The following is a 21,779-nucleotide window of genomic DNA, read 5'->3' on the forward strand; positions in this document are numbered from 1 at the left end:
GAGATGCCGCTTGGCGCGGGCGACGCGGCGCTGTTCGTCTCGCAGTCGGGCGAGACGGCCGACACGCTGGCCTCGCTGCGCTACTGCAAGGCGCAGGGCATGGCGATCGGGGCGGTGGTCAACGTCAGCGAATCGTCGATCGCGCGCGAATCGGACGCCGTCTTCCCGACCTTTGCCGGGCCGGAGATCGGCGTGGCCTCGACCAAGGCGTTCACCTGCCAGCTGTCGGTGCTGGCGGCGCTGGCGCTGCGCGCGGCGGCCAAGCGCAAGACGATCACGCCGGAGCGCGAGGGCGAATTGGTGGCCCAGCTGGCCGAGGCGCCGCGCCTGGCCGCCCAGGTGCTGCACCTGGAAAAGCAGATCGAGGCGGTGGCGCGCGACCTGGCCGGCCACAAGCACGTGCTGTATCTGGGCCGCGACACCAATTACCCGCTGGCCATGGAAGGCGCGCTCAAGCTCAAGGAAATCTCCTACATCCACGCCGAGGGCTACGCCGCCGGCGAGCTCAAGCACGGCCCCATCGCACTGATCGACGAGGACATGCCGGTCATCGTCATCGCACCGCACGACCGAATCTTCGAGAAGACGGTGTCGAACATGCAGGAAGTGGCGGCGCGCGGCGGCAAGATCATCCTGATCACCGACAGGAAGGGCGCGGAAGCCTCCACCGTCAGGACCATGGACACCATCGTCCTGCCCGACGTGCCGGAGTTCATCGCCCCGATCATCTACGCCCTGCCCATCCAGATGCTGGCCTACCACACCGCCGTCATCATGGGCACCGACGTCGACCAGCCAAGGAACCTCGCCAAATCCGTCACCGTCGAATAGCGGCGAAAAACTCCGGGACCGCGACCCTTTCAATCCATGTTGCGGCGCACTAGATTAAGCGGGTTGCAACCTCTCCGGGGCATGAGCGGACATGAGTGAAATACCGCACAAGCGGTCAGGCATGATGCGGCTGCGGAACTATTTCCTGACCGGCTTCATCGTGCTTGCGCCGCTGGCAGTGACGGCCTGGCTGGCATGGACGTTCATCGGCTGGGTCGACAGCTGGGTGAAACCCTATATTCCGGCGCGCTACAATCCCGATTTCTACCTGCCGTTCCCGGTGCCGGGATTCGGGCTCATCGTCGCGCTCTTCCTGATCACGCTGATCGGCTTCCTGACCGCCAACTTCATCGGCCGGTCCATCGTCGGATACGGCGAGCACCTGCTCGGGCAGATGCCGCTGGTGCGGTCGATCTACCGTGGTCTCAAGCAGATCATCGAGACGGTGCTGTCCGACAAGTCCAATACCTTCAAGCAGGTTGCGCTGGTGCAGTATCCCCGCAAGGGCCTGTGGGCGCTGGTTTTCATCGCGACGGAAGCGCAGGGCGAGGTCAAGCAGGTCATCGAGCGCGAGAGCGGCGATACCATCGCGGTCTTCCTGCCGACCACGCCCAACCCGACCTCCGGCTTTCTGCTCTTCGTGCCGCGCAGCGATGTGCACATCCTCGACATGACCGTCGAGGACGCGGCCAAGCTGATCATTTCCGCCGGCCTCGTGTCGCCGGAATACCAAGCGAAAACCCAGGCGCTGGCCGAACAGGAAGGCCTGGAGACGCCGCCGGCCCTGCCGGGCGAGGCCAAGGACATGCGCAACAAGCCGGCCGCGGAATAGCGTTCAGCCGGCCCTCAGCAGGCGGATCGCCTCGTCGCGGCCGAACAGGTAGAGCAGAACGCGCAACGCCGTTCCGCGCTTGCCTTCCAGGTCCGGGTCCGTGGCAAGCACGAGACGCGCGTCGTCGCGCGCCATCGCCAGCAGGTCGCCGTGAGCATCGATGCGAGCCACGCGGAAACCCGGCGTGCCCGACTGGCGGGTGCCCAGCAACTCGCCTTCGCCGCGCAGCTTGAGATCCTCTTCCGCGATGACGAACCCGTCCTCGGTCTCGCGCATCACTTCCAGCCGGCGATGCGCCGTCTCGCCGAGCGGCCCCTTGTAGAGCAGGACGCAGGAGGAATCCGCCGAGCCGCGTCCGACGCGCCCGCGCAGCTGGTGCAGTTGCGCCAGGCCGAAGCGTTCGGCGTGCTCGATCACCATGATCGTCGCGTCGGGCACGTCGACACCGACCTCGATGACGGTGGTGCCGACCAGGAGGCGCGTGCGGCCCTCCTTGAAGGCAGCCATCGCGGCGTCCTTTTCCGTGCCCGACATGCGCCCGTGCACCAGGCCGACCTGCTCGCCGAAAAGCGGCTGCAACGACCGGAACCGGTCCTCTGCCGCCGTCAGTTCCACCTCTTCCGATTCCTCGACCAGCGGGCAGATCCAGTAGACTTTCTGGCCCTCGTTCACGGCTGCGCGCATCCGGGCCACGAGGTCGTCGAGGCGTTCCGCCGGCAATGTCACCGTGCGGATCGGCCGCCGCCCGGCCGGTTTCTCGTCGAGGCGCGAGACATCCATGTCGCCGAAGGCGGAGAGCACCAGCGTGCGGGGAATCGGCGTGGCCGTCATCACCAGCATGTCCGGCGCGTTGCCCTTCGCGGTCAGCGCGAGGCGCTGGTGAACGCCGAACCGGTGCTGCTCGTCGATGATCGCCAGCCCGAGGTCGTGAAACGTCACCCCTTCCTGGAACAAGGCATGCGTGCCGACCGCGATATGGATCAATCCGTCGGCGAGACCGGCCAGCACGGCGGCGCGCTCGCGGCCCTTTTCGCGGCCGGTCAGGATCGCCGTTTTCAGCCCGATCGCCTCGGCCAGCGGGGCGATGGTGGCAAGGTGTTGCCGCGCCAGGATTTCCGTCGGGGCGAGCAGAGCCGACTGGGCGCCCGATTCCGCCACCTGCACCATTGCCATGAGGCCAACCACGGTCTTGCCCGCGCCGACGTCGCCCTGCAGCAGGCGCAACATGCGTTCCGGCCGGGCCAGGTCGGCCGAAATCTCGGCGATGGACCGCTCCTGGGCCCCGGTCAGCGCATAGGGCAGGGCGGTCCTGAGCTTCGCCTGCGACGCACCGGTCCCGGGCAGCGGCCGCCCGGACAACCGCTTCATCTTCGCGCGCACAAGCGCGAGCGACAGTTGCCCCGCCAGGAACTCGTCGTAGGCCAGCCGCCGGCGCGCCACGGAATCGGTGCTGATGTCGAGCGCGTCGCGCGGATCGTGCAGCCGCTGCAGCGCATCGGCGAAGGTCGGGAACGACTGGCGCCGCATGAGTTCCGGGTCCAGCCACTCCGGCAGGTCCGGCACGCGTTCCAGCGCGCCCTGCACGGCCTTGCGCAGCACGCGGCCGGAAAGGCCGGCGGTCAACGGGTACACCGGTTCCACTTCCGGCAGGGTCTCGCCGGGCCGCGCGACATGGTCCGGATGCACCATGGAGGGCCGGCCGTTGAACCATTCCACCTTGCCCGACACGGTCACCGTCTCGCCTTCCGGCAAAAGCTTTTCCAACCATTGCGCCTTGGCATGGAAGAACGTCAGTGCGATCTCGCCCGTGTCGTCATGGGCAAAGACGCGGTAGGGCATGTTGGAGCGGCCCCGCGGCGGCGGCTGGTGATGGTCGACACGAACGTCCAGCGTCACGATCGCGCCTTCCGGCGAATGGGCGATGCCCGGCCGGTTGCGCCGGTCGATGATCGAATGCGGCAGCGTGAAGACGAGATCGCCGATCCGCGCGTCCCGGTCCGTCACGCCGCCGGGAACGATCTTGGCGATCAGCGCGGCCACTTTCGGGCCGACGCCGTCAATCGACGTGACGGGGGCAAACAGCGGATCGAGGACGGAGGGTCTCATGGCGGGCAGATTACGTGTCCGGACCACGGCGCGAAAGGCTGACAGGACGCCTTTTCACCTCTATATGCATCACTCGAGGAAGAAACGAGCATGGCAGCGCGATGACCGGTACCACCCACACCTCCGCAGATCTCGACACCCGCAGGCGCAGGATCATGTTTCGCGCCTGGCACCGCGGCATGCGCGAGATGGACCTGGTGTTCGGTGGTTTCTGTGACGCGATGATTCGCGACCTGAACGACGTCGAGCTCGACGAACTCGAAACCCTGATGGCGGAAAACGACCAGGACCTGTTCAAGTGGATCATGGGCGAACGGCCCGTGCCGGCCGAGCATGACACCGCGATCTACCGCCGGATCCTGGCCCATCGCGACCAGATGACATTCTGACTGACGCAGGCGGAAGCGACATGACCCTGCTTGCCCCGATCGGCGTGAGGCCGGACCTGCATCGTGCCGTCATCATCGATGGCGTTGCGGATGGCTACGAGGCTTTCGCCCTGGCCCGGCTCGCCCGGGAAACCGCGCCGCGCGGGCCGCTGGTCTTCGTCGCCCGCGACGGAGCCCGCATTCCGCAGCTGGCGCAGGCGCTCGCCTATGCCGCGCCGGGCATGCCGGTTCTCGACCTGCCAGCCTGGGACTGTTTGCCCTACGACCGCGTTTCGCCCGGATCCGACGCAGCGGCGCGCCGCCTCGACGCGCTGTCCGCGATGATCGCGCTGGCGGAAAAGCCGCACCAGGCCATCGTCCTTGTCTCGGCCAACGCGCTCCTGCAGCGCATCCCGCCTCGCGAGGTGATCGCCGCCCAGAGCCTGACGCTCAGGCCCGGCAACCAGATCGCCATGGACGTGCTCGTCCGCCGCCTCGAGACGAGCGGCTTCGAACGCACCGGCACGGTGCGCGACGTCGGCGAATACGCGGTCCGTGGCGGCATCCTCGACCTCTACGTGCCCGGTGCCGACGAACCGCTGCGGCTCGATTTCTTCGGCGACACGCTGGAATCGATCCGTGCCTTCGATCCGGCGACGCAGCGCACCACCGGCCAGCAGAAGCAGATGCGGCTTGAGGCGATGAGCGAAGTGGCACTGACGCCCGAGACCATCAGCCGTTTCCGCCGTGCCTATATCGAGGCCTTCGGCGCGCCGCAGCGCGACGATGCGCTCTACCAGTCGGTCACCGAGGGACGCCGCTTTGCCGGAATGGAGCACTGGCTGCCGCTCTTCTACGATCACCTCGAAACCGTTTTCGACCTTCTGCCCGACGCCCCGGTCGTCTTCGATCACCTCGCCCATGATGCGCTGGAAGGCCGCGTCGCGCAGATCCGCGAGCACTACGAGGCCCGCATCGGACAGGGCGACATTTCCGGCAGCGTGCCCTACCGGCCGGTGGCGCCCGAGAGCCTCTACCTGACCCGGGAAGAAGCCGAACGGCGCGCAGCCGAACGCCTCACCATCACCCTGACGCCCTTCGACCAGCCCTTCACCGAGGGCCGCGCCGTACTGCACGCCAAGGCCCACCAGGGCCGCAACTTCGCCGAGGAGAGGGCCGATCCGAAGGCCAATGTCTTCGATCATGTCGTGCGCCATATCGCCTCCCTGCGGAGTTCGGGCAGCCGCGTCATCGTCGCCGGGTGGACCGAGGGCTCGCTCGACCGGCTGACGCAGATCCTTTCCGAGCACGGGCTCGGCGACATGGTCGCCGCGCCGACGCTGGACGATGCGGCAAACCTGAAGGGCCAGGCGATCGCGCTTTCCGTCCTGCCCATCGAGCACGGCTTCACGGCGCCGGGCCTTGCGGTCATCGCCGAACAGGACATGCTGGGCGACAGACTGATCCGGCGCTCGAAGCGCCGCGGCAAGGGCGCCGATTTCATCTCGGAGGTCTCGTCGCTGGCCGCAGGCGATGTTGTCGTCCACGCCGAGCACGGCATCGGGCGGTTCATGGGCCTGCGCACGATCGAGGCCGCCGGCGCGCCGCACGATTGTCTCGAACTGCACTATGCCAGCGACGGCAAGCTCTTCCTTCCGGTCGAGAACATCGATCTCCTGTCGCGCTACGGCTCCGATGCCTCCGACGCCGTGCTGGACCGGCTGGGCGGGGTCGCCTGGCAGGCCCGCAAGGCCAAGCTGAAGAAGAAGCTGCTGGAAATGGCCGGCCAGCTGATCCGCATCGCCGCCGAACGCGAGATGCGCGGTGCGCCGAAACTGGTCCCGCAGGAAGGCCTCTACGGCGAATTCTCGGCCCGTTTCCCCTACGAGGAGACCGAGGACCAGCAGGCCGCCATCGACGCGATCATCGACGATCTGGCCAGGGGCAAGCCGATGGACCGGCTGGTCTGCGGCGATGTCGGTTTCGGCAAGACGGAAGTGGCGTTGCGCGCGGCCTTTGTCGCCGCCATGGAAGGCCTGCAGGTGGCCGTCGTTGTGCCGACGACGCTCCTGGCCCGCCAGCATTTCAAGACCTTTTCGCAGCGCTTTGCCGGCCTGCCGGTCACCGTGCGCCAGGCCTCGCGTTTCGTCGGCGCCAAGGAACTGGCGGAGACCAAGAAAGGCATTGCCGCCGGCACGGTGGACATCGTCGTCGGTACCCACGCGCTGCTCGGGTCCAGCGTGCGTTTCGAGCGGCTCGGCCTGCTGATCATCGACGAGGAACAGCATTTCGGCGTCAAGCACAAGGAGCGGCTGAAGGAACTGAAGAGCGATGTCCACGTCCTCACGCTGTCGGCGACACCGATCCCGCGGACGCTGCAGCTGTCGCTTTCGGGCGTGCGCGAACTGTCGCTGATCACGACGCCGCCGGTGGACCGCATGGCGGTGCGCACCTTCATCTCGCCCTTCGACCCGGTGGTGATCCGCGAAACGCTGCTGCGCGAGCGCTACCGCGGCGGCCAGAGCTTCTACGTCGTGCCGCGCATTTCCGATCTGGACGAGATCCGCACCTTCCTCGCCGAACACGTGCCGGAACTGAAGGTCGCCGTCGCCCATGGCCAGATTGCCGCGGGCGAACTCGACGACATCATGAACGCCTTTTACGACGGGCAGTACGACGTGCTGCTGTCGACGACGATCGTCGAATCGGGCCTCGACATTCCCACCGCCAACACCATGATCGTCCACCGCGCCGACATGTTCGGGCTGGCCCAGCTCTACCAGCTGCGCGGCCGCGTCGGCCGGTCGAAACTGCGCGCCTATGCGCTCTTCACCCTGCCGGCGCGCAAGACGCTGACCACCACCGCCGACCGGCGGCTGAAGGTACTGCAATCGCTCGACACGCTCGGCGCCGGGTTCCAGCTGGCCAGCCACGACCTCGATATTCGCGGCGCCGGCAACCTGCTCGGCGAGGAACAGTCGGGCCACATCCGCGAGGTCGGCTACGAGCTTTACCAGCAGATGCTGGAAGAAGCCGTCCAGGAAATCCGCGGCGAGGAAATTGCCTCCGACGCCGGCTGGTCGCCGCAGATTTCGGTCGGCACCTCGGTCATGATCCCGGAACATTACGTGCCGGACCTGCAGTTGCGCATGGGGCTGTACCGCCGCCTGGCCGACCTCGCGTCGCCGCAGGAGATCGACGGCTTCGGCGCCGAGCTCATCGATCGCTTCGGCCCGCTGCCCGACGAAGTGCAGCACCTGCTCAAGATCGTCTACATCAAGGCGCTCTGCCGCAAGGCCAATGTCGAGAAGCTCGATGCGGGCCCCAAGGGTGTCGTCATCCAGTTCCGCGACAAGCAGTTCCCCAACCCCGCGGCCCTGGTGCAATACATCGCCGGGCAGGGCGTCCTGGCCAAGATCCGCCCCGACCAGAGCGTTTTCCTGATGCGCGACCTGCCCAATCAGGAAAAGCGCCTGGCCGGCGCGGCGGTCGTCATGGCGCAACTGGCCAAGCTCGCCGAGGCGGCCTGACCCGCGCCGACTGGCGAAGCGAACGTGGCTGGCCTATGTAGGCCGGCATGACACCAGGAAAACGAGAAGCAGGAAATCCCATGGCGCCCATCGACGAGATCGCCCGCAACGCGGCCCACCTGACCGAATGGCGCCGGGATATCCACGCGAACCCGGAACTCCTCTACGACGTGCATCGCACGGCCGGTCTCGTCGCCGATCGCCTGCGCGAATTCGGTTGCGATGAAGTTGTCACCGGTATCGGGCGGACGGGTGTCGTCGGGGTGATCAGGGGCCGGACCGACAGCCAGGGCGCGGTCATCGGCCTTCGCGCCGACATGGACGCGCTGCCGATCAGCGAAATCACGGGCAAGTCCTGGGCGTCGAAGACCGCCGGCAAGATGCATGCCTGCGGTCATGACGGCCACACGACCATGCTGCTGGGCGCTGCCGAATGGCTGGCCAGGACGCGCCAGTTCGATGGCACGGTCGTCTTCATCTTCCAGCCGGCCGAGGAAGGCGGGGCCGGCGGCAAGGCAATGGTCGACGACGGCCTGATGGAGCGCTTCTCCATCCAGCGCGTGTTCGGCATGCACAATCTTCCGGGCCTGCCGGTTGGCCAGTTTGCCATGCGCAGCGGGCCGATCATGGCCGCGGCGGACCATTTTTCCGTGCAATTGGAAGGCAAGGGCGGCCACGCGGCCCTGCCGCATACGACCGTCGACACAACGCTCGTGGCAGCGCAACTGATCAGCAGCCTGCAATCCATCGTCTCGCGCACCGTCGATCCGGTGGAAAGCGCCGTTCTCTCGGTCACCTCCATGCGCACCGACACCGACGCCTACAACGTGATCCCGCAGAACGTGGCGCTCAAGGGAACGGTCCGCACGCTGTCGGAGAAGGTCCGCCAGGAGGTCGAGGCACGCATGGCGGCAATGATCGAGGCGGTGCCGGCGGCCTTTGGCGCAAGGGCAACGCTCTCCTACCGCCAGGGCTATCCGGTCACCGTCAACCACGTCGAGGAGACGCAACTGGCCCTCGAGGTCGCGCGCGAGATTGCCGGACACGACAAGGTCGTGCCTGACTGCGCACCGATGATGGGCGCGGAAGACTTCTCCTTCATGCTCAATGCCCGGCCCGGCGCCTTCATCTTTCTTGGCAACGGCGAAAGCGCATCGCTGCATCACCCGGCCTACGATTTCGACGATGCCGCGATTCCGCATGGCGTCAGCTACTGGGTGCGGCTGACGGAACGGCTCCTGCCGCTGAAGAACTGAACCCGGTCAGGTGCGGCGGGTGACGATGCCGGCGATGGCCAGCAGCAGCCATCCGCCGATCATCGCCAGTCCGCCCGCCGGCGCGGCCATCGGGAACAGGCGGTGGCCGAGGATCTCTCGCGCCAGCAGATCACCGGAAAACAGCAGGACGCCGACAGCCAGCACGAGCAGCGCGGCGCCAAGCAGGCGCGAGCGCGGAACCGTGCCGAGAACCAGGAAAGCCGGTGCGTGGAAGAGCAGCATCTGCGCTGCCGTGGCGACGTTCGTTCCGCCGGCATGGGCGGCATAGGCGGAAAGCGCGACGCCCGCGGCGCCGGCAAGGCCGCCGATCAGGAAGGCTGGACGCATGGGCTTTGGCCTCTTGGCTTGGGTTGACGAACCGGATGCGCGTGACATGACAGATCGGGTGCCGCATGGCCAGCCGGGTCCGGCGGAAATGGCAGATTTGCCGCAGTTCCCGGCGCGCATGGCCATCCGCGGGCCGAGACCCGAACCGGCACTGACCTGAAACGCGCCAGGGCGCTGTCTCAGGAGCCTTCGCCACGTTCCGCCGCCGGACCGTCCGGCACGTCGATGCCGAACGCGCTCAGGAACCGGTCCACGGCCCGCGTGATCGCCCGGGTCGGATCGTCGGGGCAGGGGGTGCGGTAGATGTGCTGGCGGATGCCGATGTAGACGATGCCGCCGTGCAGGTTCCAAATGTCCTCCATGTCGGGGGCGGTTCCGCCCCGGGCCGAATGGCGGATTTCATCGAGCAGCGGGCGCAGGATGAAATCGCTCATGTGCTTCAGGTAGCGGCGGTTGAGCTCCGTCCCGTAAAGCCCTGAAAACATGAAGATACGCATCCACTCGTACTGGAAGATCAACTGGCTGTACTCGGTGTAGAAGCCAAGCAGCCGGTCGCGCAGCGGCCTGTTTCGGTCCTTCAACTGGTCCGGCCAGTCCGGCGACAGCCGGTTGAGGTAGACCTGCTCGTAGACCGCTTCCAGAAGGTCGTCCTTGGTCGAGAAATAGTTGAACAGCAGCGATTGCGTCACGCCGAGCCGCCGCGCCAGGTCCCGCGTCTTTCCGTCAAGGCCAACCTCGGCGAAGAAGGCCACGGCGCCATCGACGATCTGCTGCCGCCGCTCCTCGGGAGGCAACCGCCGCCGGCTCGGCCGTTCGTCTTCGCTGTCGTCCCTGCGTTCGATTCTCGTGTCCACGTCCATCACCGTCTTTTTGCCCCGGGCAAGATTGTACTTGCAATTGGAAAATTTTTATAGATCATTCGATCAATAAGGTTGAGCGTCTGCTCAATAGCCGGCGGCGGGAGACGCTGGCGAGAACGAGGGAGGAACGCCATGAAGGCATCGGCGGGTGGATATGCCCGGGCGGCCGACGTGCGCCACGCGCTGGACCTGTTGTCCGCGTCCGGTGGCATGGGGCGCATTCTGGCCGGCGGCCAGAGCCTTGTCGCGGCCATGAACATGCGCCTGTCGGAAGGCGACATGCTGATCGACATTTCTCGCATCGCGGCCCTCGCCGGCGTGGAAGAGCAGGGCGACCGGTTGCGGATCGGCGCGCTGACGCGCCATGCCGCGATCGGCCGCGACCCGCTGGTCCGCCGCCATGCGCCGCTTCTGGCCGACGCGGTCGCGCACATCGCCCATTCGGCGATCCGCAACCGAGGCACGATTGGCGGCGCCCTGGCCCATGCCGACCCGGCCGCCGAGTTCCCCGCTTGCGTTCTGGCGCTCGATGCCACGATGCACCTGGAAAGCCTCGAGGGAAGCAGGGACGTCGCGGCAGACGATTTCTTCCAGGACGTTTTCGAGACCGCCATCGCCGAGGGCGAGATCCTGACCGCGGTCTCGATGCCGAGGGCCTTGCCGGGCGAACGCCAGGTCATCCGCGAGGTGGCGCGCCGCTCGGGCGATTACGCCCTTGCCGGTATCTGCCTCGTCCGGCGCGGTGACACCCACCGGGTTTCGGCCTTTTCGGTCGGTCCCCGGCCGATGCTTGCACCGGGCGCCATGGCAGCACTGGATGCCGGCGACATCGACGCGGCGGTTGAGGCCCTCCAGGGCGAGATCGATCCGGCGTCCGACACGCAGGCATCGGCGGATTATCGCGGGCACCTCGCCGGCGTCCTGTTGCGGCGGGCAGTGGCCGGACTTCAGGGAGAGGCGGAATGACCGACGTGTTTCGTGACAGGATCGACATAGCCCTCACCGTCAACGGGGAACCGGTGGAGGCGCGCGTGCCCGCCGGCCAGCACCTGGTCGATTTCCTGCGGGGCGAACTGGGGCTGACGGGCGCCCATGCCAGTTGCGAGCATGGCGTCTGCGGCGCCTGCACCGTCCGTGTCGACGGGCAGGCCGTCCGCGGCTGCCTGATGCTGGCCGTCCAGGCCGACCGCACGGAGGTCTGGACCGTGGAGGGCCTGTCGGACAGCGCCGCCATCCGCGATTTGCAGGACGCTTTCGTAGCCCGCAACGCGTTGCAGTGCGGCTTCTGCACACCTGGAATGCTGGTCTCGGCGCAAGAACTGCTGGAAGCGGATGGTGTCCCGAGCCGGGAGGAAATCCGGGAGCATCTGTCGGGCAACTACTGCCGCTGCACCGGCTACGAGGCCATTGTCGATGCGGTGGAAACAGTGGCGCGGGCGCGCGCCGGTAAGGGGGCGGCATGACCATTCGCTTCGACAATCCGGACCGGCCGAATTCCTATATCGGCAAGACCGTTCCGCGGCCCAATGCCGCCCGCCTGGTGCAGGGCCGCGGCCAGTATGTCGATGATGTCGTGCTGCCGCGCTTGGTCCATGTCGCCTTCGTGCGCTCGCCGTTGGCGCACGCCCGCATTGCCGCGATCGACACCGCCGAGGCGGCGCGCGTCAAGGGCGTCGTCCGTGTCTTCACCGGCGAAGAACTGGCGGCAGTCTGCACGCCCTGGGTCGCAGTCCTGGCGCACCTGAAGGGCCTGAAGTCGCCGCCGCAATATCCCTTGGCGGTCGGGCGTGCCACCTGGGTTGGCGAACCGGTGGTCGCCGTTGTCGCCACCAGCCGGCTCGCAGCCGAAGAAGGCGCAAACATGGTCGATGTTGACTACGAGCCGCTTCCGGCCGTGACCGACATGATGACCGCGCTGGACGCCGGCACCCCCGTGCTGCACGAGGAAATGGGGGACAATCTTGCGTTTCGCCGCCTGCACGAGCAGGGCGACGTCGATGCCGCCTTCGCCGCGGCCCACACGGTCGTCGAGGCACATTTCACGACGGCCCGCCATACCGGTGTCACGCCCGAGCCGCGCTCCATTCTCGTCGACTGGAACCCGGCCGAAGGCCAGATGACCGCATGGCATGCGACCCAGGCGCCGCACATGATCCAGACGGTGCTGGCGCAGCATCTCGATATCCCGGAAGGCCGGGTCCGGGTGATCTGCGGCGATGTCGGCGGCTCCTACGGCATCAAGGTCCACGTCTACCCCGACGAGGTCGCGACGGCCGCCATCGCGAAGATCCTCGGCCGGCCGGTGAAATTCATCGCCGACCGTCTCGAGAGCTTCAACACCGATATCCACGCGCGCGATCACGAGATCGTGGCACGTCTGGCCGTCGACGAAGAGGGCCGCATCCTGGCCATGGATGTCGATGACTGGACGGCCATCGGCTCCTACTCGGTCTATCCGCGCACCTCCGCCATCGAGGGCAACCAGGTCGTCAACCTGTGCGGCGGTCCCTACGATTTCGCCAACTACCGCGCGCGCACCAGCGTCGTTTTCCAGAACAAGGTGCCGACCTGCCAGTATCGCGCCGTCGGCCATCCGATTGCCGTCGCGGTCACGGAGGGGCTCGTCGACATGGCTGCCGCGCGGCTCGGCATGGACCCGGTGGAGATCCGCCGGCGCAACATGTACCGCGACAATGCCTACCCGGTCACCTCGCCGGCGATGATGCGCTTCGAGGGCCTGTCCCACCATGCCTCCATGAACAGGCTCATGGAACTGATGGACTACGACGGCCTGCGGGCCGAGCAGGCAGCGCTGCGTGCAAAGGGCATCTATCGCGGCATCGGCATCGCGAGCTTCATCGAACTGACCAATCCTTCGCCCTTCATGTACGGCATCGGCGGGGCGCGCATTTCCGCCCAGGACGGCTGCACCGTGCGGATGGACCCGGACGGCTCCATCGTGGCGCTCTCCGGCGTGACGGAACAGGGGCAGGGCACCGAGGCCATGCTGAGCCAGGTCGTCGCCGAAGGCGTCGGGGTCTCTCCCGACCGGGTGAGGGTCATCACCGGCGATACCCAGGTGACGCCCTATGGCGGGGGAACCTGGGCATCGCGTGGCGCCGGCATCGGCGGCGAGGCCGCTTTGCAGTCGGCCCGCGCGCTGCGCCATTCCATCCTCGAGGTTGCCGGTGCCATGCTGCAGGCCGATCCGTCGGGGCTGGATATCCGGGCCGGCCAGGTGGTCGACACGGCCTCGGGCGAAGCGCGCATGCCGCTGGAAGAACTCGGCCGGATCGTCTACTTCCGGGGCGATACCCTGCCCAAGGGCCTGCCGCGCGAACTGGTCCAGACCCGGCATTTCATCACCTCCGACTATCCCTTCGCCTTCACCAACGGGGTTCAGGCCTCCTGGCTGGAGGTCGATACCGAAACGGGGGTCGTGAAGCTTCTCAAGCACTGGTGCGTGGAGGATTGCGGCCGGGTCATCAACCCGCTGCTGGTGGACGAGCAGATCCGCGGAGGCATCGTCCAGGGTCTCGGCGGCGCCCTTTACGAGGAAATCCACTACGACGGCGAAGGCCAGCTGCTCAACGGCTCCATGGCCGATTACCTGGTGCCGATGGCGGCCGAGATGCCGGACATGGTCATTGGCCATGTCGAGACCCCCACCATGGAGAGCATGCTCGGTGCCAAGGGTGCCGGCGAGGCCGGGACCGCCGGGTCGCCCGCAGCCGTCATGAACGCCATCAACGATGCATTGCGCCCGCTGGGCGCCGAGGTCACCGCAATGCCCTTCACGCCGGAGCGCATCCTTCGCGCCCTGCGCGTGATCGGAAACTGAACGAGAACCGGGGCGCTCTGGGAGGCGCCCCCATCCAGGGAGGAAGCGCATGAAACTCAAGACACTTCTCATGGCCACGGCGCTCAGCGTGGCATCCACGGGCTGGGCCATGGCGCAGCAGAGCATCACGGTCAACATCGGATCGTCGCATCCCGAGCAGAACATCTGGGTCTATGCGATGAAGAACACCTTCGAGCCGGAGGTGAACCGGATCCTCGCCGAGAAAGGCGAATACCAGGTCAACTGGGTCGAAGCCTATGCCGGGACGCTCTACAAGTTCACCGACACGCGGGAAGCCGTGATGGACGGCATCGTCGATGTCGGCATGGTCGGCACGGTCTGGGAAGGTGCGCACATGCCGCTCCAGAACGTGACCTATTTCACGCCCTTCGCGACCGAAGATCACAAGATGATCATCGAGATCTTCGACGACCTGTCGCAGAACCTGCCGGAACTTCGCGACAGCTGGGCCGAGAACGGCATGGTGCACCTGTCCTCGCTGATCACCGACAGCTACGACATCTACGCCACCTTTCCGGTCAGCTCGATGGAAGACCTGAAAAACCGCAAGCTCAACGCGCCGGGCACGTCGGCCAACTGGCTGCAGGGCACCGGGGCGACGCCGGTCGATGGCGCGCTGACCACCTATTACACCAACATCCAGACCGGCGTGACCGAAGGGACGCTCTCGTTCGCGTCCGGCATCCTGCCGACCCGCGTCTACGAGGTCGCCCCCGAACTGACCCGCGTCGGCATCGGCTCGATGTACTTTGGCGGGATTGCCGCGAACAAGGCATTCTTTGACGGCCTCCCGGCACCGGTGCAGGACGCCTTTCGCCAGGCCGCGAAGGCAACCTCCGCTGCCCACGGTCAATATGTCGAGGACCTTGCCAAGAAGGCCCTGACCGACATGCAGGCCGCCGGCCTGACGATCCATGAACTCCCGGCCGACGAAAAGGCCAAGTGGGTCAACGGGCTTCCGAACATCGTCAAGCCCTGGCTGGAACAGACCGGCGATGCCGGCCGGGTCGTCCTCAAGGCCTATTTCGATGCCCTGCGCGCCCGCGGCGCGAAGCCGCTGCGTGCCTGGGATGAGGGGCTGTAAGCCGCCTCGAGCCATGCCAGACTGCCCGCCCGGCCTATGTGCCGGGCGGATCACGTGACCGGGACGGACTGAACCATGAGCGATGACAGCGCGGCCGAGGCCGATGACACCTTCATCCCGCCTTTTGCGGAAGCGCCGGTCGGCGCGATGCTGTCGGGCGTGGCCGCCGTCATGTCCTCGGTCGGGACGCTCGGAATCGGCGCCCTGATGGTGCTGATCGTGGCCGACGTCCTCGGCCGCAATTTCCTCAACGCCCCGATCACCGGCGTCGCCGAGATCGCTGCGCGGTCCGTCGTCGCCATCGTCTTTCTCCAGGTTGCCGCCGCCGTCCTGCAGAAGCGCCTGACCCGGGCCGACTTCCTCGTCCGGCGGCTGGAACGGCTGTCGCCGCGGCTGGTCTGCCTGATCGAGGCGTTCTTTGCCCTGACGGGAGCCATCGTTTTCCTTCTCATCCTCTGGGCATCCTGGCCCAAGTTCGTCGATGCCTGGTCGACCGCCGAGTTCTTCGGCGTCCAGGGCGTCTTCACCATCCCCACCTGGCCGTTTCGCGGCGTGACCGTGCTCGGATGCGCCGTCGCTGCCTGCGCATCGCTCTATCGCGCCCAGGACGAGATCCGCAGTCTCCGGAGGTCGGCATGACGACCCTTGCCATCGGCTTTGTCCTGATCGGGACCCTGGTCGCGCTCGTCCTGCTCGGCATGCAGATCGCCTATGCACTGATCCTCGTCGCATTCGCCGGCATCTGGCTGATCCGCCACAACGTCGATCTGGCGTTTCGCATGCTCGAACTGACCGCCTACAGCGGGATCGCCGACTACCTGTTCGCCACCATTCCGCTCTTCGTGCTCATGGGCCTGCTCGTCAGTGTCTCCAACGTCGGGCGTGACACGTTCGAGGTGGCAGAGGAACTGCTCAGGCGAATGATCTGCGGCCTCGGCGTCGCCACGGTTGCGGCCAACACCGTCTTTGCCGCGGTGACCGGCGTTTCCATCGCCTCCGCGGCCGTCTTCACGCGCGTCGCCGTGCCGGAAATGCGCCGCCACGGCTACCGCGCAGCCTTTTCCGCCGGTACCGTTGCCGGTTCTTCCGTGCTCGGCATGCTCATCCCGCCCAGCCTGCTGCTCATCATCTACGGGGTGCTGGCCGAGGTCTCGATCGGCGGCATGTTCATCGCCGGCATCGTGCCCGGACTGATGCTTGCCGGTGGCTTCGTCACCATGCTGATCGCGATCACCGTGCTGTTCCCGTCCTTCGTGCTGACCGACCCCGACGCGGTTCGTGACCGGCGTCTCGACCGCGACGGTCCCGTCATGCCGCTGCGCACCATGCTGGCCAAGCTGTTGCCCATCCTTCTGCTGGTTCTGCTGGTTCTTGGCGGGCTTTACACCGGCTTTTTCACGCCCACGGAGGCCGGCGGAATCGGCGCCTTTGGTGCGCTGCTCGTCGCGCTGTCGCGCCGTTCCCTCGATCGTCACAAGCTGTGGCAGGTCATGAAACAGACCGGGGTCATATCGGTCTCGATCCTGCTGCTGCTCTTCGCCGCGAGTTTCTATTCGCGCATGCTCTCCATTGCCGGCCTCCCAAACGCGATTGCCGGCATGGTGGGGCAGACCGGGCTTGGTCCGCTCGGCTTTCTGATCTTCTGCTCGGCCATCATCCTGCTGATGGGCATGATTCTCGACAGCACGTCGATTCTTCTGATCATGGTGCCGATCGCCGCTCCCATCGCCCAGGGCATGGGGATCGATCTCAGCCACTTCGGTATCGTCATCGTGATTGCAGTCGAGATCGGCCTTCTCACCCCGCCGTTCGGAATATCGGTCTTTACGGTGCACAATACGCTCAACGATCCGACTGTCTCCGTGGAACAGATATTCGCGGCGACCCTTCCGTTCATCGCGGTGATGTTGCTCGTCCTGCTGCTCGTCATCCTTTTCCCGCTTACTGCCACGGTATTCCTTTAGCTGTTTCGCGTTGATCGAGGCTTTGCCGGATTGACCGCAACAACGGGTTGTCCGTCGTCCCCACGTGGACGCCAGGTCTCCCACACCTTTTCTCCTGCGAAGCGCCCACCTCACCCGAACCGATAAACGATGCAGCCGTTCCTCGCGGTCGCTGATCGGTCGATCATGGTTCGCATTCTCGGGCGAACTCACGCCCCGTGGATGAAATCCTCCGAAACATGATTGACAAATGCATCGAAGTGAATAATGAATCACTAGTCAGTTTTGCTTTGGGAGGAGCGGCATGGACGCTGGATGGTCCCCATCCGACATCGCGTTTCGTGAGGAGGTGAGGGCGTTCACCAGGGAAAGCCTTCCTGCCGATATTCGCGACAAGGTCATGAGTGGCCGGCCGCTGGCACGCACGGACCACATGCGTTGGCAGGACGTTCTGGCGGATCGTGGATGGATTGCCGGGTTCTGGCCGCAACGGTTTGGCGGCTGTGATTGGACGCCGGCACAGAGCTATATCTTCCAGGAAGAGACCACCTACGCGGGGGCGCCGTGGCTGTTGCCGTTCGGCGTGAATTACGTCGGCCCGGTCATCTACACCTACGGAACGGAAGAGCAGAAGGCACGGCATCTCCCCGGGATTGTTTCAAACGAGGTCTTCTGGTGCCAGGGCTATTCCGAGCCGAATGCCGGCTCTGATCTCGCCCGCCTGTCGACCCGGGCCGACCGGGACGGCGATAGCTATATCGTCAACGGATCGAAGATATGGACCTCCATGGCCCATTGGGCGGACTGGATTTTTGCCCTGGTGCGGACCGATGCCAGGTCAAAGCCGCAGGCCGGGATCTCCTTTCTGCTGATCGACCTGCGATCGCCGGGGGTCACCATCCGGCCGATCCGGTCGATTGAAGGGGCCCACCATCTCAACCAGGTCTTTTTCGACAATGTCCGCGTGCCCGTCGAAAACCGGGTCGGAGACGAGAACAGGGGTTGGACCTATGCCAAGTTCCTGCTTGGCCATGAGCGCGTGCTTTCGGCCGAAGTCGGGAAAGGGAAGCGCATGCTGGACCGCCTCCGCACCATTGCGGATCGCTCCGGCATCGCCGACAGCCATCGCTACCGTGAACGCCTCAACCAGCTCGAAACGGATCTCCTGGCCCTTGAATGGACCACGCTGCGGATGCTGGAAGCCGTGATGGACGGGTCCGCCCCGGGCTACGAGGCGTCGCTTCTCAAGCTTCGCGGCTCGACCCTTGTCCAGGCCATCGCCGAGGCGACCGCCGATGCACTGGGTCCCGAGGCGATTCCCTACGATCCCGCTTGCCTGGAAGAAGGTACCAACGATCCCGGCGACGAACTCGCGCGCCACATGGGCATCGTGTCTGAATTCCTGTTCCAGCGGGCGCCCACGATCTGGGGCGGGAGCAACGAAATCCAGCGCAATATCATTTCCAAGCATGCGCTTGGTCTCGGGTAGAATGGTGGAGCCGTGAAGATTTCCCAGACCGAAGAGCAGACGCTCCTTTCACAGAGCATCAGCCGCTATCTGGCCGACCGGTACGATGACGCTGCACGCCGCCGGGCGGAGGCGCAGGCCTGCGGGTATGACCGGGATACCTGGACCGAGATCGCGGAGCTCGGCTGGCTCGGCGCGAGTGTCGGCGAAAGCGCCGGCGGTTTCGGTGGCCCGCGCGAAATGGCCATCGTGCTTGAAGGGGCAGGGCGGGCGATGATGGCAGAGCCGCTTGTCACGGCCTGTCTCGCCCTGTCCATCCTGGAAGCGGCCGATCCGTCCCACGGCTCACTGCCGGGGCTATTGTCCGGTAATTCGATGGCCTGCGGACTTGCAGCGCAAGCCGGCAGCGGATTGTCGGTCACCGGCCGGAACGGCTCACGCGTCCTGTCAGGCCGTTTCCCGACGGTCCATGCGGGCGCCGCGGCCGACCTGCTCGTGCTCGCATTGCCGGATATCGCCGTCGCCCTCGACCCTGCTGCGAGGGGTATCGACATGCGCGCATTCCGCGGGATGGACGGAAGGCGCTACGCCGACATCGTTTTCCGCGACGTCCCGCTGGATGACGGTTCGGTCCTGTGCGAGGGCGAAACCGCCCGACCGGTGGCCGACCGGGCGAGCCAGGTTTTCTCGGTCGCGACGGCGGCGGAAGCATCCGGTATCGCCGCGCGGCTGTTCGAGGAGACGCTTGCCTACGTGGCGCAGCGCGAGCAGTTCGGTCAGCCGATCGGACGGTTCCAGGCGCTGCAGCATCGGCTGGCGGACATGTATGTCGCGGTGGAGGAAGCACGCTCACTGGCTCTGGCCGCCGCACGGTCGGCGGAAGACGATGAAGCGCCTGGCCGCGCGGTCTCCCAGGCCGTGGTCGGGACAGTGGACCGCGCCCTGCATGTCGCGAAGGAGGCGATCCAGCTTCACGGCGGTGTCGGCATGACCGAGGACCTGCCGCTCGGCGCCGGCCTGCGCCGCATCAAGGTCCTGCAATTGATGCCCGGCGGGGCCGAGGACCATCGGAAAAGACTCACCACCTGAAGAATGACGCGCAGCCAGCCGGGAGGAAACGGGTATGGATCGGTTTGCGAACTACAAGACGATGACGTTCAAGCGCGATGGCAGGGTCCTGACCGTGACGCTGAACCTGCCGGAAACGCTGAACGCGGTGAATGCCGACCTGCATTCCGAGCTGTCGCGGCTTTTCATCGACCTCAATGACGACCCGGGCTCTGACGTGATCGTGCTGACAGGGGCCGGGCGCGCCTTCTGCGCCGGCGGCGACGTCGACTGGATGCAGGACGCGATTGACGACCCTGCCCAGTTCGAGGTGACCGGTTTCGAGGCCAAGAGGATCATCTTCAGCCAGTTGGACCTGGAAAAGCCTCTGATCTGCCGCATGAACGGCCACGCCATCGGACTTGGCGCCACGATTGCGCTGACCTGCGACATCGTGATCGCCGCCGACACCGCCAAGATCGGCGACCCGCATGTCTCGATCGGTCTCGTGGCCGGGGATGGCGGCGCGATCCTCTGGCCACAGATGATCGGTTACCTGCGCGCCAAGGAATACCTGCTGACGGGCGACCCGATACCGGCGCCGGAGGCCGCGCGCATGGGCCTGATCAACCGGGCGGTTCCGGCCGACAAGCTCGACGAGGACGTCTACGCGCTCGCCCATCGTATTGCCTCAGGAGCACGCAAGGCGATCCGCTGGACCAAGGTCACCGCCAATATCGGCCTCAAGCAGCTCGCCCACTCCATCATGGATACCGGCGTTGCCTACGAATCCATGTCCAATGTGTCCAAGGATCATCGCGAGGCGGTCGCCGCCTTTCGCGAGAAGCGCAAGCCCGTATTCACGGGTGAGTAGGTTCGGCTCCACCGCCAAAGGTTTCAACCGGGAGGAAATGCAATGACATACAGGATCAGCAGACGAAATCTCGTGAAAGGCGCCGCGGCAGCGGGCCTCGCCATGCCGTTCATCAACCTCCGCACGGCGGCAGCCCAGGATGGCCCGATCACCATCGGGATCGTGACGCCGCTCAGCGGCCCGGTGCAGCTGATAGGCAATTTCGTGCGCCAGGGCGCCGAAATCGGAGTGGCGCACATCAATGCCAACGGCGGGATCAACGGCCGCCAGCTCGCGCTGGAATTCCGTGACTCCAAGGCCAACCCGAACGATGCGTCGGTGGCTGCCCGCGAGCTGATCGGCTCGGGCGTCAACTTGCAGCTTGGCACGATTTCCAGCGCCGTGGCGCTGGCGATGGGGCCCCTTCTCGAAAGCGAGGGCGGCGTCGTCCTGACATCGGGCGCCGGCACCGAAAAGCTCAATCACGAGAACTACAATGCCCACGTGTTCCGCGTCGGCGACAGCCCGGTCAGCCGCAATGCCGGCCTCGTCCGGCACATCGTCCAGAGCCGGCCCGAGATCCGCAAATGGGGCGGGATCATCCCCGACCATGAATATGGCCGCACCACCTGGAAGATCTTCGACGCGGCCATGCGCAAGATCGTGCCCGAACTGACCGGCGAGGAAGCCCAGATTGCCGATCCGATCCTCGTTCCCTATGGCTCGGGCGACTATCGCAATTACATCACCCAGGCCATGCGCCTCGATGTGGAAGGCATCTACACCTCCGTCTACGGCGGCGATGCGGTGACGCTCTATCAGCAGGCCAAGCCGTTCGGCCTGTTCGACAAGATCGACGTGCTTCTGGACTCCGCCAACGAGTTCCTTGTCGCGACCGCGATGAAGGACCAGACACCGGCGCATTGGAGCGGCTTCCACTGGTACTACGAGGCCAACAAGGGCAATCCGCTCTCCGACGAGCTCTATGCGCAATATGTCGAGCGCACCGGCAACAAGTACCCGATGGGCTGGGCCGCCGAAGCCCATGCCGGGATCATGGCCTACGCCGGCGCCATCGCCAAGGCGGGCAGCACGGAGACGGGCGATGTCATTGCCGCGCTGAAAGGCCTCGAGTTCGACAGTGCCACCGGCAAGCGGCGCATTCGCGCCGAGGACAACCAGGCCGTCAAGAATGCCGAACTGGCCTTCATCGAGCCGTCCGCTTCTGCGCCAGATGGTTTCGCGGTCACGGACTACGTCTCGCTGGACGGCGAGAAGGTGATCGAGCCGGCCACGCCGGGCCAGCCGCTCGATACCACGATCCTCTGACAAGCCTCCCAGGGCTCCGGGCGGGAAATGGGTCCCGCCCGGTCAATTCCGGAGCATGGACC

The 21,779-nt window shown here is 66.0% G+C and carries 18 protein-coding genes; 15 read left to right on the plus strand and 3 right to left on the minus strand.

Features of this window, described 5'->3' with window-relative positions; translation table 11 throughout:
• Positions 1-831 (plus strand): SIS domain-containing protein (locus tag CSC94_RS16885; RefSeq protein WP_114647865.1); only part of this gene is annotated, 831 nt, incomplete at its 5' end.
• A gap of 91 nt (positions 832-922) precedes the next feature.
• Positions 923-1,663 (plus strand): DUF502 domain-containing protein, encoded by a 741-nt coding sequence (locus CSC94_RS16890; protein ID WP_205853342.1) that lies wholly within the window; start codon positions 923-925, stop codon positions 1,661-1,663.
• Between the two features lie 3 nt (positions 1,664-1,666).
• Here CSC94_RS16890 and recG read toward each other — a convergent pair whose 3' ends face one another.
• Positions 1,667-3,769 carry an ATP-dependent DNA helicase RecG gene (gene recG / locus CSC94_RS16895; RefSeq protein WP_099307551.1) on the minus strand — a complete coding sequence of 701 codons (2,103 nt, stop codon included), beginning with the start codon at positions 3,767-3,769 and terminating at the stop codon, positions 1,667-1,669.
• Between the two features lie 101 nt (positions 3,770-3,870).
• Between recG and CSC94_RS16900 the strand changes: the two genes are divergently transcribed.
• The 3 genes from CSC94_RS16900 to CSC94_RS16910 all read left to right on the plus strand — a co-directional run bounded on the left by CSC94_RS16900 (position 3,871) and on the right by CSC94_RS16910 (position 8,923).
• Positions 3,871-4,158, plus strand: coding sequence for an FAD assembly factor SdhE (locus CSC94_RS16900; RefSeq protein ID WP_099307552.1), 288 nt, complete (start codon positions 3,871-3,873; stop codon positions 4,156-4,158).
• Positions 4,159-4,178: 20 nt separating this feature from the next.
• Positions 4,179-7,667, plus strand: a complete 3,489-nt coding sequence (mfd, locus tag CSC94_RS16905) for a transcription-repair coupling factor (protein WP_099307553.1) — start codon at positions 4,179-4,181, stop codon at positions 7,665-7,667.
• 80 nt (positions 7,668-7,747) lie between these two features.
• On the plus strand, positions 7,748-8,923 hold the full coding sequence (locus tag CSC94_RS16910; RefSeq protein WP_099307554.1) for a M20 aminoacylase family protein: 1,176 nt from the start codon (positions 7,748-7,750) through the stop codon (positions 8,921-8,923).
• A 6-nt stretch (positions 8,924-8,929) separates the two neighbouring features.
• Here CSC94_RS16910 and CSC94_RS16915 read toward each other — a convergent pair whose 3' ends face one another.
• On the minus strand, positions 8,930-9,271 hold the full coding sequence (locus CSC94_RS16915) for a DUF423 domain-containing protein (RefSeq protein WP_099307555.1): 342 nt from the start codon (positions 9,269-9,271) through the stop codon (positions 8,930-8,932).
• Between the two features lie 179 nt (positions 9,272-9,450).
• Positions 9,451-10,125 carry a TetR/AcrR family transcriptional regulator gene (locus tag CSC94_RS16920; protein WP_205853343.1) on the minus strand — a complete coding sequence of 225 codons (675 nt, stop codon included), beginning with the start codon at positions 10,123-10,125 and terminating at the stop codon, positions 9,451-9,453.
• Positions 10,126-10,263: 138 nt separating this feature from the next.
• Between CSC94_RS16920 and CSC94_RS16925 the strand changes: the two genes are divergently transcribed.
• The 10 genes from CSC94_RS16925 to CSC94_RS16970 all read left to right on the plus strand — a co-directional run bounded on the left by CSC94_RS16925 (position 10,264) and on the right by CSC94_RS16970 (position 21,717).
• Positions 10,264-11,097, plus strand: a complete 834-nt coding sequence (locus CSC94_RS16925) for an FAD binding domain-containing protein (RefSeq protein WP_099307557.1) — start codon at positions 10,264-10,266, stop codon at positions 11,095-11,097.
• Entirely contained in the window at positions 11,094-11,594 is a 501-nt protein-coding gene (locus CSC94_RS16930) for a (2Fe-2S)-binding protein (RefSeq protein WP_099307558.1), read from the plus strand. The genes CSC94_RS16925 and CSC94_RS16930 overlap by 4 nt, the downstream gene beginning before the upstream one ends.
• Positions 11,591-13,972, plus strand: coding sequence for a xanthine dehydrogenase family protein molybdopterin-binding subunit (locus CSC94_RS16935; protein WP_099307559.1), 2,382 nt, complete (start codon positions 11,591-11,593; stop codon positions 13,970-13,972). Before CSC94_RS16930 ends, CSC94_RS16935 begins: the two co-directional genes overlap by 4 nt.
• Positions 13,973-14,021: 49 nt before the next feature.
• Positions 14,022-15,077 carry a C4-dicarboxylate TRAP transporter substrate-binding protein gene (locus CSC94_RS16940; protein ID WP_099307560.1) on the plus strand — a complete coding sequence of 352 codons (1,056 nt, stop codon included), beginning with the start codon at positions 14,022-14,024 and terminating at the stop codon, positions 15,075-15,077.
• A gap of 75 nt (positions 15,078-15,152) precedes the next feature.
• Positions 15,153-15,716, plus strand: a complete 564-nt coding sequence (locus CSC94_RS16945; protein ID WP_099307561.1) for a TRAP transporter small permease subunit — start codon at positions 15,153-15,155, stop codon at positions 15,714-15,716.
• A complete protein-coding gene (locus CSC94_RS16950) occupies positions 15,713-17,041 on the plus strand; it encodes a TRAP transporter large permease (RefSeq protein ID WP_099307562.1) in 1,329 nt (442 codons plus the stop codon). The genes CSC94_RS16945 and CSC94_RS16950 overlap by 4 nt, the downstream gene beginning before the upstream one ends.
• 283 nt (positions 17,042-17,324) lie before the next feature.
• Positions 17,325-18,509 (plus strand): acyl-CoA dehydrogenase family protein, encoded by a 1,185-nt coding sequence (locus tag CSC94_RS16955; RefSeq protein ID WP_099307563.1) that lies wholly within the window; start codon positions 17,325-17,327, stop codon positions 18,507-18,509.
• A 12-nt stretch (positions 18,510-18,521) separates the two neighbouring features.
• The gene (locus CSC94_RS16960) at positions 18,522-19,577 is read left to right on the plus strand and encodes an acyl-CoA dehydrogenase family protein (RefSeq protein ID WP_099307564.1); all 1,056 of its coding nucleotides are present in this window, start codon (positions 18,522-18,524) and stop codon (positions 19,575-19,577) included.
• Positions 19,578-19,611: 34 nt separating this feature from the next.
• A complete protein-coding gene (locus CSC94_RS16965; protein WP_099307565.1) occupies positions 19,612-20,409 on the plus strand; it encodes an enoyl-CoA hydratase/isomerase family protein in 798 nt (265 codons plus the stop codon).
• Between the two features lie 42 nt (positions 20,410-20,451).
• Positions 20,452-21,717, plus strand: coding sequence for an ABC transporter substrate-binding protein (locus tag CSC94_RS16970; RefSeq protein WP_099307566.1), 1,266 nt, complete (start codon positions 20,452-20,454; stop codon positions 21,715-21,717).
• Positions 21,718-21,779: the final 62 nt, after the last annotated feature.

It is taken from the genome of Zhengella mangrovi, from assembly GCF_002727065.1.
In the GTDB taxonomy this organism is placed as follows: domain Bacteria; phylum Pseudomonadota; class Alphaproteobacteria; order Rhizobiales; family Rhizobiaceae; genus Zhengella; species Zhengella mangrovi.